Origin of the sequence: Caloranaerobacter longqiensis (assembly GCF_050286925.1) — a bacterium.
In the GTDB taxonomy this organism is placed as follows: Bacteria; Bacillota; Clostridia; order Tissierellales; family Thermohalobacteraceae; genus Caloranaerobacter.
Genome location: NZ_JBFWFX010000017.1, coordinates 18,789 through 33,285 on the forward strand (window position 1 = coordinate 18,789; position 14,497 = coordinate 33,285).

The following is a 14,497-nucleotide window of genomic DNA, read 5'->3' on the forward strand; positions in this document are numbered from 1 at the left end:
GGTATGTTCAATGAGGAACATAAAATTAGTTATTGAATATGATGGAACTCGTTATTTTGGGTGGCAGAAGCAGCCTGAATTAAAAACTATTCAAGAAGAAATTGAAAAGGCAATAAAAAAAATAACAAAAGAAGATGTAAAATTAATAGGTTCTGGCAGAACTGATAAAGGAGTACATGCAAGAGGGCAGGTAGCAAATTTTCATACTAATTCTAAAATTCCTGCAGATAAATTCAAATTTGCATTAAATAGCGTATTGCCATTTGATATATCTATAAAAGAATCTATTGAAGTAGATGAAAGTTTTCATGCAAGATATTCTGCAAAAGGAAAAGAATATAGATATTTAGTTTACAATAGTAAAATAAGGAGTCCTCTTTTGAGAAATTATTCATATCATGTACCTTATGCTTTAGACTTATCTAAGATTAAAGAAGGTGCTAAATTCTTTGTTGGAACATATGATTTTAGAGCATTTATGTCATCTAGGAGTTGTATGGAAGATACAGTCAGAACTATTTACAATTTAGAAATAGTTGAAGAAGGAGATTTAATTGAGTTTAAGGTTACAGGAAATGGTTTTCTATATAATATGGTAAGAATTATAGTAGGGACTTTAATTGAGGTAGGATGTGGAAAGAAAAAAATAGAAGATATACCTAAAATTATAGAATCAAAAGATAGGAACAAAGCAGGGCATACAGCACAGCCTCAAGGATTATATCTAGAAAGAGTATTTTATAATCCATCGGAAATTATATGACATATAAATTATGGATAATTTAAATATAATTTCCGTTTATGGATTTCAACAAAATTTTCCTTAATTTATTTAAATCGAAAGTTTTGTTTTTAGTTAGTATCTTGACACACAAGGCACGTTGTATTACAATATATAGAGTATGAGAATAATGGAAATCCACTAGCCCCGGATTTTTCATATAAATCTCAAAGCAATTCTGGTGAATAGGGAGGGAAAAAGGTTGAAAAGCTTTTTAGCTAAGCCACAAGAAATAGAAAGAAAATGGTATATAATAGATGCGGAAGGTAAGACTCTAGGTAGATTAGCTAGTGAAGTAGCAAAAATCTTAAGAGGAAAGCATAAACCAATATACACTCCACACGTTGATACTGGTGACCATGTAATAATAATTAATGCAGAGAAAATAGTTTTAACTGGTAAAAAATTAGAGCAGAAATACTACAGATACCATACAGGATATCCTGGCGGTTTAAAAGAAGTTCCATACAAGAAACTAATGGCTGAAAATCCTGAGAAAGCAGTATTCTTAGCTGTTAAAGGTATGTTACCAAAGAATAGATTAGGAAGAAAGATGATTAAGAAGTTAAGAGTTTATAGAGATTCAGAACATAAACATCAAGCACAAAAACCTGAGGTTTACGAAATATAGTGCTTAAGGAGAGGAGGACTGTAAGTGGCTAAGGTGCAATACTACGGAACTGGTAGAAGAAAGACTTCTGTTGCTAGAGTAAGATTAGTACCTGGTGAAGGTAATATTATAATAAATAAAAGAAGCATAGATGATTATTTTGATTATGAAACATTAAAAGTTATAGTAAAAGAACCATTAGTTATAACAAATACTTTAGGAAAATATGACGTTATTGTAAGAGTAAATGGTGGCGGATTTACTGGTCAAGCTGGAGCTATAAGACATGGTATTGCTAGAGCTTTACTTAAGGCTGATGCTGAGTTAAGACCAATACTTAAGAAAGCAGGAATGTTAACAAGAGACCCAAGAATGAAGGAAAGAAAGAAATACGGATTAAAGAAAGCAAGACGTGCTCCACAATTCTCAAAGAGATAAGAAAACACTGGACTTTCATCCAGTGTTTTTTTTTGTCTTTTTAAATTACCAGATTTATCAATAAATTATGAAAAATATTATTAATTAAACAAAAGTATTGTAATATAGACAAAGCCTTTTTAAATATTATTAAATGAGAATTTCAACAGGAGGAATACTATGAAGCTAATAATTATAAAAAAAGAATGGATAATTATATTTTTTTTAATACTAGTGAGTTTTGTTTATTATATAAATACAAATAATTTCATAACAACATCTCTATATCTGCCTATTAATGACAAAGTAATAATTATAGATCCAGGGCATGGAGGAGTTGATCCAGGTGCAGTTGGTAAGCTAGGTAAAAAAGAAGATGATATCAACTTAGAAATAGCTCTTAGATTGAGAAGATTAATAGAACAGACAGGAGGAATAGCTATTTTAACTAGAGAAGAAGATAAAGGATTATATACAGAAAAATCGAAAACCTATAGGCAGAAAAAGAACGAGGATTTAAGAAATCGAAGGATATTTGTAAACGAAAGTGAAGGAGATATATTTATAAGTATTCATTTAAATAGTTTTCCACAATCTAAATATTATGGAGCTCAAACGTTTTATAAAAAAGGATGTGAAGATAGTAAGAAATTAGCAGAAATTTTGCAAGAAGAATTAAGAAATGTTTTGGATAAAAATAATAGGAGAGTTCCACAGGATAGAGATAATATATATTTACTCAGGGAAGTTAACATTCCTTCTGTGTTAATAGAATGTGGATTTATTTCAAATCCTAACGAAGAAAGACTTTTAATTGATAGTAAATATCAAGAAAAGATTGCTTGGGCTATATATATAGGTATTATGAGATATTTTAAAGAAGTGAAAAATGAATAAAATAATATAGTTAGAGGGTATTATTATTAGAGAATAACATCTACGAATTTAAAATATAGGAGGAATACTGATGGGAAAAATATTAGGAGCATATGTACTTCCTCATCCACCAATTATAATACCTGAAATAGGAAAAGGGCAGGAAAGTAAAGCTGCAAAGACTATTCGCAGTATGAAGCAGATAGCATCTGATATCAGTAAAAAAAAGCCTGATACTATAATTATTGTTACTCCACACGGACCTTTATTTACTGATGCAATATCAATTCTTTATGAGGATAAACTAATAGGAGATTTTAAGAGGTTTGGAAGTGAGGGAATATACTTTGAGATAATTAACAATAAAAAAATCGTGGATAATATTATAGAAAAAGCATCTTATAAAGATATTGTTTGTGCAAAAATTGATAAAGAATTTGCATCAGACTATGATGTCGACTATAAACTAGATCATGGTGCTTTAGTACCATTATATTTCATAAAGAAAGAATATTCTGATTTTAAACTAGTACATATAACTTATGGTTTGTTATCATCTATTGAATTATATCAATTTGGAATGATATTAAAACAAGTTATCGAAGAAAGCGAAGAAAATATAGTATTTATAGCTAGTGGTGATTTATCTCATAAATTAACAAAAGATGCTCCTAGTGGCTACAACGCAAGAGGTAAAGATTTTGATGAAATGGTAGTAAAGTTATTAGAAAGCGGAGATAGAGAGGGATTAATGAAAATAGATTTTACTTTTGCAGAGATAGCTGGAGAATGTGGTCTTCGTTCAATTATGATAATGTGTGGTTTATTAGATGGATATAAAACCGTATCAGAAGTAATTTCATACGAATATCCTTTTGGTGTTGGTTATTGTGTAAGCTATACAGAGATAGAAGGAATATCTAAAAATAATATGCTACTTGACAAACTTATTAAGTATGAAAAAGAGAAAATGCAAAGAATAAGAGAAAATGAAGATGAATACGTAAGATTGGCAAGAGAGAGTCTAGAGTATTTTATAAAGAATGGTAAAGTAATGGATATACCTGTGAATGTTAATAAAGAAATGATTATGAATAAAGCTGGAGTTTTTGTATCAATAAAAAAAGACGGTAAATTGAGAGGATGTATAGGTACTATAGCTCCAACTGAAGAAAATATAGCAAAAGAGATTATAAGAAATGCAATTAAAGCGGGTACCGAAGACCCACGTTTCTATCCTGTAGAAGAAGATGAACTTGAAAGACTAAAATATTCTGTTGATATTATTAAGGAACCAGAAGAAATAGATACGATAGAAAAATTAGATATTAAAAAATACGGTGTTATTGTAAGAAAAGGATATAAAATGGGAGTTTTGCTTCCAGATTTAGAAGGTGTGGATAGTCCAGAAGAGCAGGTACTAATAGCATTAAGAAAAGCAGGCATAAGACCTGATGAAGGATATATATTAGAACGATTCGAAGTTATAAGACATTGTGGATAGATTGTTAATAATTACATGTGGATAAATTGTGTATTGTGGAAAAATAATTATTATGTAAAGTTAAACATTGTCAAACTAAAGCAAATAGAACATTTATAAGTTTACATAAGTTATACACCACTGCATGTGGATACTGTTGATAATGTGGATAAAATAGTGGATAATTTAGAAGCGGCCTTTGGCCGCTTTTGTGCTATATTATATTTTTTTATCATATAATCTTATAGAATGAAGGAATAACGGGGGTTATATTTATGTTTATAATCATTTCAAAAAGGAGGTTATATTTAGTTATATTAATACTAGCTATAATATCTGTATTTTTAATATCGGTTAGGTTTCTGTTTTTAAGACATATACCAATATTTATTAATAAAGAGATTACTCATGAAATTGAGAAAATTTTTAACTTAAGAAGTCAAGCTATTTTAAAACAAGATGAAAGTTTGCTGTCGATACTTTATGATACTTCCACAAAATACGGTAGATGGGCTTATGAGCATGAACTTAGAAGAATGAAATATTTACATAAATGGGCTGATAAGCAAGGAGTAAAGTTTATAAGTATAAAGCCAAAAACTATAATTAGAAAAGTGAGAGAAAAGGGACAAGGGTTTTATGTTAATTTAATGGTATCTACTGAATATAAATATGTTTATAAGAACGAAAGCAGTATAAATTTATTTAGAATAGGGACATATCATTCAATGGATATTGTTAAGGGTGAAGAAGATGAATGGTTTATTACAAGAGAATGGTATACCGATCCATTTGCAGACTCACTGAAATTAGATGATATTAAGACAGAAGAGATAAAAACTTATATACTATCACATAAACCTAGAGATTTATCTAAAATAAGTAAGCGAAGGAAATCAGCAGTTGAATATGCAGATAAATATTGTGGAGCAGCTGGTTCTGAAAAAACAGGCTATAGATATAACAATAAATATATAAATTATAATTCTAGAGGAGGCGATTGTGCAAACTTTGCTTCTCAAATTCTGTTTGAAGGAGGAAAATTCAGAAAGACTTATACATGGAATTATAATAAAGGTGGTAGCAAAGCTTGGGTTAATGCACATGCATTTAAAGATTATATGCTTTATAGTGGTAGAGCTTCATTAATAGCTTATGGTAGTTATGAAAAAGTCTATAAAGCTGCTTATAAATTACTTCCAGGTGATTTTATAGCTTATGGGAAAAAAGGAAAGGTAGCTCATATCTCTGTTGTTACAGGTGCAGATTCTAAAGGATATCCATTGGTAAATTGTCATAATACAGATAGATACAGAGTACCATGGGATTTAGGTTGGAGCGACAAAAGTATAAGATTTTGGTTGGTTCGTGTTCATTATTAGAGTATTATATATTTATAAGAAAAAGTCGTCACTTTTTAAATTATTATAGTTCTAAAATGAAGTGACGACATTCTTTGGTTACTGATTTGATAAATGTACTAGTATAAATAATTGTATAAATTGAGAACTATTAAAATTTTTATTCAGTGTATTTTTTTGATACGTATTCATCTATTGCTTCCGCAACTCTTTTAGAAAGTTTCACAGCTTCTACAACAGTTTTAGCACCTGTAACGACATCACCAGAGGCAAAAACACCTTCTTTTGTTGTTCTTCCAAATTTATCTGTAATAACAAATCCTTTGTTATCTATATTTATATCTTTAGTATTTGATACAATATTTGCCCTAGGACCTTGACTAATAGCTATTATAACTGAATCAACTTCAAAGATTTCTTCAGTATTTTCTATAGGCACTATTTTTGGCTGACCTGATTTATCAAATATTTTTTTAGTCCTAACATATTTGATTCCATTATCTAATATTTCTATAGGAGTTTTGTAAAACATGAACTTTACTCCATCTATTTTGGCATATTCTACTTCATAATCTCTAGCTGGAATGTCTTCTGGTCCTTTTCTGTACATTATATAAACATCTCTAGCACCATTTCTTATAGCAGTTCTTGCTACATCCATAGCGGTGTTTCCTGCCCCAATTACACAGACTTTCTTTCCTAAATTAAAAACCTCAGGATTTTTAAGGTAGTCTATTGCATAATGTACATGACCTAAACTTTCTCCCTTTATATTTAAGGTATTTGGTTTCCATACTCCTGTCCCAATAAAAACAGCTTTATATCCATCTCTAAAAAGGTCATCAATTGTGATAACAGGACCAATTAATGTATTAGGTCTTATTTTAACTCCGAGTCCTATTAATTTTTCTTTTAATTTTTCAAGAATGTTTTTTGGAAGCCTAAAATCTGGTATACCATATCTTAAGAATCCTCCAATTTTGTCTTGGGCTTCAAAAATAGTTATATCATATCCTTTTAATGCCAATATAAAAGCTACTGTTAAACCAGAAGGACCTGAACCTATTACTGCAACTTTTTTGTTAACATTATTATTTTTATTTACGTCAATAGTATTTAAATAATACTCAGAAATATAATGCTCTATTGCACTTATTTGTACTGGATTACCTTTTATACCCAATATGCAATTCCCTTCACATTGAGATTCATGAGGACACACAAGAGAGCAGACTACAGAAAGAGGATTGTTTAAGAAAAGCATTTCTCCAGCTTTTTTTATATTACCATCTAAAAGCATGGCTATAACCTCATTAATAGGAGTATTTACAGGACAGCCTTCTTTACACTTTGGATTTTTACATTGAAGACATCTTTTAGCTTCTTCAACAATATGCTTAGCCATTAAATCACCTCTTGTTCTAATTATTCTAAAAAATAAACAAGTATATCAAAATATGTTAGTTATCTTTAGCAACTAAGATATTTATGTGTATTATTATATGTCAGAATTTTATAATAAATATTTTATCAGATATATTGAAAAATTAAAGTTGTTTTTAAAAATTATTTACTATTGGCAACAATGACAACAACTTAGTTTAATACATGTATTTTCTGAATTTAAAGTTTTCATGTTCAAATTTGATAAATATTTGTAGCTCTATTCTCAATTTTTGGATTTTACGAGAAAAATATTATTTTTTCAACTTCAATACTTTACTTTTTTAAAGTAATAAAGTATAATTTTTAGTATCGTAAAAAAACAAACTTAAGGAGGAGATACAAATGAAGAAAAGTTACGTATTATTAGTTTTAGTACTTATTTTATTATCTTTATCTTTTACAGGTTGTGGTCAAAAGAATACAGAAGACCAATCATTAGAAGAAATTAAGAAAAAGGGCTATTTTGTTGTTGGTCTTGATGACAATTTCCCACCAATGGGCTTTAGGGATAAGTCAGGTGAAATTGTAGGATTTGATATAGACATGGCGAAGGAAGCAGCAAAGAGAATGGGTGTAGAAGTTAAATTTAAGCCTGTAGATTGGGATGGAGTAATATTAAGTCTTAAAAAGAAAGATATTGATCTAATCTGGAATGGTTTAACTGTAACAGATGAAAGGAAAAAACAGATTAGCTTTTCAAAGGTTTATCTTGCAAACAGACAGATTATAATTGTTAATAATGATTCAAATATAAATAGCAAAGATGATTTAAAAGGAAAAATAATTGGTGTTCAGCTTGGAAGCAGTAGTGAGCAAGCTTTAAATTCTGATAAAACTTTAGTTGAAACTTTAAAGGATGTAAGAAAGTATTCAAATAATATCGAAGCATTACTAGATTTAAAAGCAAAAAGAATTGATGCAGTTGTTATAGATGAAATAGTTGGAAGATATTATATTGCTAAAAAGCAAGATGAATATAGAATACTTGAAGAAAATCTTGGAGACGAATCATATGCAGTTGGAATAAGAAAGGAAGATGTTTCATTTAGAGAAGAATTAGACAGAGTACTTGATGAAATGAAAAAGGATGGAACAGCTGCTGAAATATCTAAAAAATGGTTTGGTGAAGATATAGTTATTAAATAGGGAGAGAATAGAAGATGACATATATTTTTGATGTTACAGGATTTATACTAAGAGGTGCGATAACAACTTTTAAGCTTTATATTGTAACGGCTACTTTGTGTGTGCCATTGGGGATTTTATTGGCTGTATTTAAAATATCAAAATACAATATTGTGTCGAAAGTAATAGGGATATATACATGGATATTTAGAGGGACTCCTTTGCTTTTGCAACTGTTCTTTGTATATTATGGGCTGCCTGTAATTGGTATTTCGTTAATGCCTTTTACGGCAGCTGCTCTTACTTTTGTATTAAATTATTCAGCATATCTAACTGAAATATTTAGAGCTGGGATTGAATCAATAGATAAAGGACAGTTTGAGGCAGCTAAATCGCTTGGAATGAATTATAGACAAACTATGACTAGAATTATAATTCCTCAAGCTGTGAGAAGAGTTATACCACCAACATGTAATGAAGCTATAAATCTTGTAAAAGATACTGCACTAGTGGCAGCTATAGGTATGGGTGATTTGTTAAGAGCAGCTAAAGAAGTACTTACGAGGGATTTTACAATAACTCCATTTATTATAGCTGCAATACTTTATTTGGGAATAAGTTCTGTAATTGTAGCCATATTTAGAAAAATTGAAGATAGATATTCTATATCAGATTAGGAGAGAGTACTATGATAAAAGTAGTTAATGTGAACAAGAGTTTTAAAGACCTTAAAGTATTAAAAAATATATCTTTTAATGTAAATAAAGGTGAAGTAATATCAATAATAGGTCCTTCGGGTTCCGGAAAAAGTACTCTTCTAAGATGCATAAGTCAGCTAGAGGAAATAGATTCTGGATATATAGAAATTGATGGTGTACCAATTACTAAAAATGGGTATAAAAAAATAGGTATGGTATTCCAAAATTTTAATTTATTTCCTCATAAAACTGCACTTGAAAATATTATCGAAGCTCCTATTGTAGTAAAAAAAATCAATAAAGATAAAGCAATAAAATTAGGGAAAGAGCTGCTTTCAAAAGTAGGTTTGCTTGATAAACAAGATTATTATCCGTCTCAGCTTTCAGGTGGACAAAAACAGAGAGTTGCAATTGCTAGGGCATTGGCAATGGAACCTGAAATAATGCTATTTGATGAACCGACTTCAGCGTTAGACCCAGAGCTTGTAGGAGAAGTACTAAATGTAATTAAGGAACTTGCCAAGGAACATATGACTATGCTTATAGTAACACATGAGATGAGATTTGCAAAAGAAGTTTCAGATAGAGTAATATTTATGGATGAAGGAGAAATTATTGAAGAAGGTGATTCTAAGAAAATTTTTGAAAATCCTGAGCATCCTAGAATAAGGTCATTTTTGAGTAGGATGGTATAAATATGACTTCGGGGAAAACCCGAAGTTTTTTGTATGTAGATATTTTTGATATAATATCATTAAAGAGAAGCAAAGGAGATGAATATATGCTTAATAGATATTTAGAAATACATCCTGAAGTGGAAAAAGCAATAGAAAAAGGAAAACCTGTAGTTGCATTAGAATCTACTATAATATCTCATGGTATGCCTTATCCTCAAAATGTTGAAACTGCAAAGAAGGTAGAAAGAATAGTAAGGGAAAATGGAGCTATTCCTGCAACTATTGGGATAATAAAAGGGAAATTAAAAGTAGGTTTGAGTGAAGAAGAGATTGAATACATGGGTAAAGCTAAAAATGTATTGAAGGTAAGTAGAAGAGATATACCTTTTATAATAGCAAAGCAGCTTGATGGAGCTACAACAGTAGCTTCAACTATGATAATCTCTGCATTAGCAGGTATAAAAGTATTTGTAACTGGTGGAATAGGAGGAGTTCATAGAGGAGCACAGGAAACATTTGATATTTCTGCTGACCTTATGGAACTTGCAAAGACAAATGTAGCAGTAGTTTGTGCTGGAGCTAAATCCATATTAGATATAGGTTTAACTTTAGAATATTTAGAAACTCATGGAGTGCCTGTAATAGGATATAAGACAGATGAATTTCCAGCCTTTTATACTAGAAAAAGTGGGTTTAAAGTTGATTATAGAGTAGATTCTGTGAGTGAATTGGCAAAAATTATTAAGGTAAAATGGGATTTAAAGTTAAAAGGCGGTTTAGTCATAGGCAATCCAATACCTAGAGAATATGAGATGGATTACGATATAATAAATAAAGCAATAGATGATGCTATTATAGAAGCAAATGAAAAAGGAATAAGAGGAAAAGACATAACACCATTTTTACTATCTAAAATAAAACAGATTACTGGAGGGAAAAGTTTAGAATCTAACATTCAGTTAGTTTATAATAATGCAGTAGTTGGTTCAAAACTTGCTATCGAGTTAAGTAAATTATACAAGAGATAAGCATAACAAGGTCTGCTTTAGGGGTGATTTTTATGAATTATGTAGAGGCTTTTAAAGAATTAGGCATGGTAGTTTTAGGTATGTCAATTCAAAAATTAGGGATAGCTATATTTATATTTCTATTTACTATAATAATGAGAAATGTTTTTACAAAATACTTTTTGAAAATAGCTTTAAAGTTTACAAGTAAAACCAAGTCAGAAATTGATGATGATTTAGTTAAAGCTTTTAGCAGCCCATTAAGGACATTTATAGTTATATTAGGTACTTATTTTGCACTTAAGTTGTTTCCTTTAAGTCTTTCAACTAAACAGTTTATTTCGAAATTATTCCGTTCTTCTATAATAATAATTATTGCATGGGGATTTTATAATTTAGAAGGTACATATTCAATACTTTTCGAATTAATGGGAGATAAATTCAATTTAAAAACTAGTAAAGTATTAAAACCTTTCTTTTCTAAGATAATGAGAGTGATAACAATAGTGATTGCATTAGGGATAGTAGCTGAAGAATTTGATTATGATGTCAGTGGATTCATAGCTGGTTTAGGAATAGGTGGTTTGGCAGTTGCTATGGCTGCTAAGGACTTTTTATCAAATATATTTGGTGGAATTGTTATCATTATGGATAAACCATTTGATATAGGTGATTGGATAACAACATCAGATATAGAAGGTGTTGTAGAAGATATCAGTTTTAGAAGTACTAAAATTAGAACGTTTAATAAAGCAGTAGTAACTGTTCCAAACTCAATGCTTGTTGGGCAGCCAATAATTAATAATTCAAGAAGAGGTATAAGACGTATTACTTTTAAATTAGGGGTTACGTATAGTACTCCGCGCGAAAAATTAGAAAAATGTATAAATAGAATAGAAGAAATGTTAAAAAGCCATCCAGGAGTAGATAAAGGTACAATATTTGTAAAATTTGACGGGTTTAATGATAGCAGTTTGGATATTTTACTGTATTTCTTCACTAATACATCAGATTGGGCAAGATATTTAGATATTAAACAGGATATTAATTTCAAGATAATGAAAATATTAGAGGAAGAAGGAGTAGAAGTAGCTTTTCCAAGTACAAGCATATATTTCGAAAATGCTTTAAAAACAGAACAATTAAAGGGTTAACTGTATTGTTTCAAATATAGTAGCTATTGGAGGAGTAGTTATGAATATTTTAGATAAAAAACTAATACCAGTATTACTGTTTTTAGCAGGAGTTATGTTTATTTCAGCAGGTATAATTATGGCATCTAAACCTAATGTAAAATATATAGATTATACTGATGAAGAAATAAAAAGAAGAGCTAGAGAATTAGGGATGGTAGATATAAAAGAGATTATAGAAAAAAATCAATCTAAAAATGAGGAAAATAAAGATGTGTCAAAAAAAACGGAAGAAAGAGAAAAAGTTAAAGAGGAAAAAGATGTAGTATTATTTGAAATAAAAAAGGGAGAATCAAGTGAAAGTATTATAGAAAGATTGTTTAAAGAAGGTTTAATAGCAGATAAAAATGAATTTGCTAAAGCTGTATTTCTAAAGAAAGCTGAAAGACGTTTTAAATATGGAGTGTTTGAATTAAAAAAGGGTATGGATTATGAAACTATAATAGATGTACTTACAGGAGTTAAATGAGAAATACATGAAAAGCCAAAGGGACTTGCCTTTGGCTTAAATTTTTATATAGAATAGTTATAATAATAGATGGAAATGTTGTTAGTAAAGAAATAAATATGTTTGCTGATAAGAATATTTGCTATAAGTAGGTGAAAATATGCATATACATTCTTTTGGACCAATAGTTGATGAAAATTGTAAAGTTTTGATATTAGGTTCGATACCGGGAGTAAAATCATTAGAAAAAAATCAATATTATGGACATCCAAGAAATCAGTTTTGGAAAATAATATATACGATGTTTAATGAAAAAGTAGAAGAAGATTATGATAAAAAAGTACAATTTTTATTAACTCATAAAATAGCTTTATGGGATGTAGTTAAGTCTTGTTATAGAGAAGGAAGTTTAGATTCTAATATTAAAAAACCAGAGATCAATGATTTTAAGTCACTTTTCTTAAAATATCCTAATATAAAGTTTATATTTTTTAATGGTTCAAAAGCAGAAGAAATTTTCAAAAGAAAAGTTGATAAAGAACTAGTAAAAGAAAAACAATTATTTAGGTTACCATCAACAAGTCCAGCCAGAGCAATTTCTTTTAATGAAAAATTAAAACATTGGATGAAAGTAAAAGAATGTTTAAAAGAGTAAAAAATATTATTAAATTAAAAAGTTGGTGGAAATTATGATATTAAGTGCAAGCAGACGCACAGATATTCCTGCTTTTTATGCTGAGTGGTTTATGAATAGAATAAAAGAAGGTTACTTTTACAGAGTAAATCCTTTTAATACAAAACAAGTTAAAAAATTTAGATTATCTCCAGATAATATTGATGTGATTGTTTTTTGGACTAAAGATGCGAAAAAATTTATTTCTTATTTAGATGAACTGGATAGAAAAGGATATAGATATTATTTTCAATATACGATTAATGATTATCCAAAATTGTTTGAGCCTAATTTGGATGATATATTAGAGAGAATAGAAACTTTTAAGAGATTAAGTAATAAAATAGGCAAAGATAAAGTTATCTGGAGATATGATCCAATAATTGTAAGTAATATTACGCCAATAGAATATCATCTTGAAAAATTAGATAAGCTTGCTAATGAGCTTAGTAATTACACTAATAGAATTATAATTAGTTTTGTTGATTTATATGGAAAAGTAAAAAAGAGAATGGATAAACTTAAGCAAAATAAAGGAATAGTGATACAAGATATTACGACTTATTCTAATAGAGAAAAGTTAATAGATTTTTGCAAGAGTATAAAGCGTATAGCATTAAATAATAACTTAGAAATTTACAGCTGCAGTGAAGAAATTGACTTAACTGATATAGACATAGAACATGGTAAATGTATAGATATTAATTTAATTAATAAATTATTTGACCTTTACCTGCCATACAAGAAAGATAAAAATCAACGGAAAGAATGTCTATGTGCTGAAGCTGTCGATTTGGGAATGTATAATACGTGTGACCATAGATGTATTTATTGTTATGCTAATATAAGTGATAAAGCAATTATTAATAATACGGCAAAACATGATATAAGTAGCCCAATTCTCATTGGAAAATATGACGGAGTAATAACAGATGGCGATAATAAAGGTGAGCAGCTAAGTATATTACAAAAGTATTTGTAAAGTAACGAATAAGTAGATTTTAAGGAAAACAGTGAGCAGTTAGTTCACTGTTTTTTTATAATCCATAGGAAATTATAATAAAATCCTATATTTTAAAAAATTAATGTTGATTTTATTGAAACTTTGTTTGGCATGTTTACATGCCAGAGTCGTTATAAACTACTTTAAATTGTGGATAAATTCAAATATAATTTCCGTTTATGGATATAGGCAAAATCTTCCTTAATTTATTTAAATCGAAGATTTTGTTCTATCTAGGCATTAGATACTTGGTATTAGGTAACTAGGTGTTAGGTATTGTAACTGGCTATTTGTTATTTGCTATCATCCTGTTTTTATAAAAATAAATATTTTGTCAATAAGCTCATAAATTATTTGTAATATATTTTCAAGCTCAATATAATAATAAACTTTAAGAATAGAAATTTAGACATTGAAATGTCAAGTTATTAGATATGGAATTAGAAATATGATATAAGGTGAAAGGAAGATAGCAATTAATAATTAATTGTAAAGTTTTATTGATCAACCACATAAAATTTTAGGTATTAATAACATATATGAAAAAATTCGGAACATTCAATATAGATTTCTACATAATAAGGGAAAATATATTTATGTTGTAAAGAAATATTTGGTGAAATAAGAGAACTAATTCAAAATTTAGTTGTATTGGGAATTTTTAAAATTTATAAAGTAACATTTTGCTTAAAATGTTAC

General features: G+C 28.8%; 15 protein-coding genes. 14 read left to right on the forward strand and 1 reads right to left on the reverse strand.

Annotation, left to right across the window (positions count from 1 at the left end):
- Positions 1–10 precede the first annotated feature (10 nt).
- The 6 genes from truA to AB4Y15_RS11505 all read left to right on the forward strand — a co-directional run bounded on the left by truA (position 11) and on the right by AB4Y15_RS11505 (position 5,549).
- A complete protein-coding gene (truA, locus tag AB4Y15_RS11480) occupies positions 11–763 on the forward strand; it encodes a tRNA pseudouridine(38-40) synthase TruA (protein ID WP_427340488.1) in 753 nt (250 codons plus the stop codon).
- A 220-nt stretch (positions 764–983) separates the two neighbouring features.
- On the forward strand, positions 984–1,412 hold the full coding sequence (gene rplM, locus AB4Y15_RS11485; RefSeq protein ID WP_427340489.1) for a 50S ribosomal protein L13: 429 nt from the start codon (positions 984–986) through the stop codon (positions 1,410–1,412).
- A 24-nt stretch (positions 1,413–1,436) separates the two neighbouring features.
- Positions 1,437–1,829, forward strand: a complete 393-nt coding sequence (gene rpsI, locus AB4Y15_RS11490; RefSeq protein ID WP_427340490.1) for a 30S ribosomal protein S9 — start codon at positions 1,437–1,439, stop codon at positions 1,827–1,829.
- Between the two features lie 159 nt (positions 1,830–1,988).
- Entirely contained in the window at positions 1,989–2,705 is a 717-nt protein-coding gene (gene cwlD / locus AB4Y15_RS11495) for an N-acetylmuramoyl-L-alanine amidase CwlD (protein WP_427340491.1), read from the forward strand.
- 70 nt (positions 2,706–2,775) lie between these two features.
- Positions 2,776–4,188 (forward strand): AmmeMemoRadiSam system protein A, encoded by a 1,413-nt coding sequence (amrA, locus tag AB4Y15_RS11500; RefSeq protein ID WP_427340492.1) that lies wholly within the window; start codon positions 2,776–2,778, stop codon positions 4,186–4,188.
- Positions 4,189–4,442: 254 nt separating this feature from the next.
- Positions 4,443–5,549, forward strand: coding sequence for an amidase domain-containing protein (locus AB4Y15_RS11505; protein WP_427340493.1), 1,107 nt, complete (start codon positions 4,443–4,445; stop codon positions 5,547–5,549).
- Positions 5,550–5,688: 139 nt separating this feature from the next.
- Here AB4Y15_RS11505 and AB4Y15_RS11510 read toward each other — a convergent pair whose 3' ends face one another.
- Positions 5,689–6,933 (reverse strand): NAD(P)-dependent oxidoreductase, encoded by a 1,245-nt coding sequence (locus AB4Y15_RS11510; protein WP_427340494.1) that lies wholly within the window; start codon positions 6,931–6,933, stop codon positions 5,689–5,691.
- Between the two features lie 383 nt (positions 6,934–7,316).
- On the opposite strand from AB4Y15_RS11510, the gene AB4Y15_RS11515 reads away from it, so the two are divergent.
- The 8 genes from AB4Y15_RS11515 to AB4Y15_RS11550 all read left to right on the forward strand — a co-directional run bounded on the left by AB4Y15_RS11515 (position 7,317) and on the right by AB4Y15_RS11550 (position 13,777).
- On the forward strand, positions 7,317–8,120 hold the full coding sequence (locus tag AB4Y15_RS11515) for an amino acid ABC transporter substrate-binding protein (RefSeq protein ID WP_427340495.1): 804 nt from the start codon (positions 7,317–7,319) through the stop codon (positions 8,118–8,120).
- A 14-nt stretch (positions 8,121–8,134) separates the two neighbouring features.
- A complete protein-coding gene (locus AB4Y15_RS11520; protein ID WP_427340496.1) occupies positions 8,135–8,776 on the forward strand; it encodes an amino acid ABC transporter permease in 642 nt (213 codons plus the stop codon).
- An 11-nt stretch (positions 8,777–8,787) separates the two neighbouring features.
- Positions 8,788–9,492, forward strand: coding sequence for an amino acid ABC transporter ATP-binding protein (locus tag AB4Y15_RS11525; RefSeq protein WP_427340497.1), 705 nt, complete (start codon positions 8,788–8,790; stop codon positions 9,490–9,492).
- A gap of 86 nt (positions 9,493–9,578) precedes the next feature.
- Positions 9,579–10,502: a pseudouridine-5'-phosphate glycosidase gene (locus tag AB4Y15_RS11530; protein ID WP_427340503.1), complete on the forward strand. Its 924-nt coding sequence runs from the start codon at positions 9,579–9,581 to the stop codon at positions 10,500–10,502.
- 32 nt (positions 10,503–10,534) lie between these two features.
- Positions 10,535–11,635 carry a mechanosensitive ion channel family protein gene (locus AB4Y15_RS11535; RefSeq protein WP_427340498.1) on the forward strand — a complete coding sequence of 367 codons (1,101 nt, stop codon included), beginning with the start codon at positions 10,535–10,537 and terminating at the stop codon, positions 11,633–11,635.
- 40 nt (positions 11,636–11,675) lie between these two features.
- Positions 11,676–12,143 (forward strand): endolytic transglycosylase MltG, encoded by a 468-nt coding sequence (locus AB4Y15_RS11540; RefSeq protein ID WP_427340499.1) that lies wholly within the window; start codon positions 11,676–11,678, stop codon positions 12,141–12,143.
- Positions 12,144–12,282: 139 nt separating this feature from the next.
- A complete protein-coding gene (locus tag AB4Y15_RS11545) occupies positions 12,283–12,777 on the forward strand; it encodes a DNA-deoxyinosine glycosylase (RefSeq protein ID WP_427340500.1) in 495 nt (164 codons plus the stop codon).
- 34 nt (positions 12,778–12,811) lie between these two features.
- Positions 12,812–13,777 (forward strand): DUF1848 domain-containing protein, encoded by a 966-nt coding sequence (locus AB4Y15_RS11550; RefSeq protein WP_427340501.1) that lies wholly within the window; start codon positions 12,812–12,814, stop codon positions 13,775–13,777.
- The last annotated feature ends 720 nt before the right edge of the window (positions 13,778–14,497 follow it).

Bases quoted from the DNA above. Each gene is read 5' to 3' on its own strand.
- amrA (WP_427340492.1), top strand. From the start codon at position 2,776: ATGGGAAAAATATTAGGAGCATATGTACTTCCTCATCCACCAATTATA.
- AB4Y15_RS11510 (WP_427340494.1), bottom strand. From the start codon at position 6,933: ATGGCTAAGCATATTGTTGAAGAAGCTAAAAGATGTCTTCAATGTAAA.
- AB4Y15_RS11550 (WP_427340501.1), top strand. From the start codon at position 12,812: ATGATATTAAGTGCAAGCAGACGCACAGATATTCCTGCTTTTTATGCT.
- AB4Y15_RS11515 (WP_427340495.1), top strand. From the start codon at position 7,317: ATGAAGAAAAGTTACGTATTATTAGTTTTAGTACTTATTTTATTATCT.
- AB4Y15_RS11505 (WP_427340493.1), top strand. From the start codon at position 4,443: ATGTTTATAATCATTTCAAAAAGGAGGTTATATTTAGTTATATTAATA.
- AB4Y15_RS11535 (WP_427340498.1), top strand. From the start codon at position 10,535: ATGAATTATGTAGAGGCTTTTAAAGAATTAGGCATGGTAGTTTTAGGT.
- cwlD (WP_427340491.1), top strand. From the start codon at position 1,989: ATGAAGCTAATAATTATAAAAAAAGAATGGATAATTATATTTTTTTTA.
- AB4Y15_RS11530 (WP_427340503.1), top strand. From the start codon at position 9,579: ATGCTTAATAGATATTTAGAAATACATCCTGAAGTGGAAAAAGCAATA.
- AB4Y15_RS11540 (WP_427340499.1), top strand. From the start codon at position 11,676: ATGAATATTTTAGATAAAAAACTAATACCAGTATTACTGTTTTTAGCA.
- truA (WP_427340488.1), top strand. From the start codon at position 11: ATGAGGAACATAAAATTAGTTATTGAATATGATGGAACTCGTTATTTT.
- AB4Y15_RS11520 (WP_427340496.1), top strand. From the start codon at position 8,135: ATGACATATATTTTTGATGTTACAGGATTTATACTAAGAGGTGCGATA.
- AB4Y15_RS11545 (WP_427340500.1), top strand. From the start codon at position 12,283: ATGCATATACATTCTTTTGGACCAATAGTTGATGAAAATTGTAAAGTT.
- AB4Y15_RS11525 (WP_427340497.1), top strand. From the start codon at position 8,788: ATGATAAAAGTAGTTAATGTGAACAAGAGTTTTAAAGACCTTAAAGTA.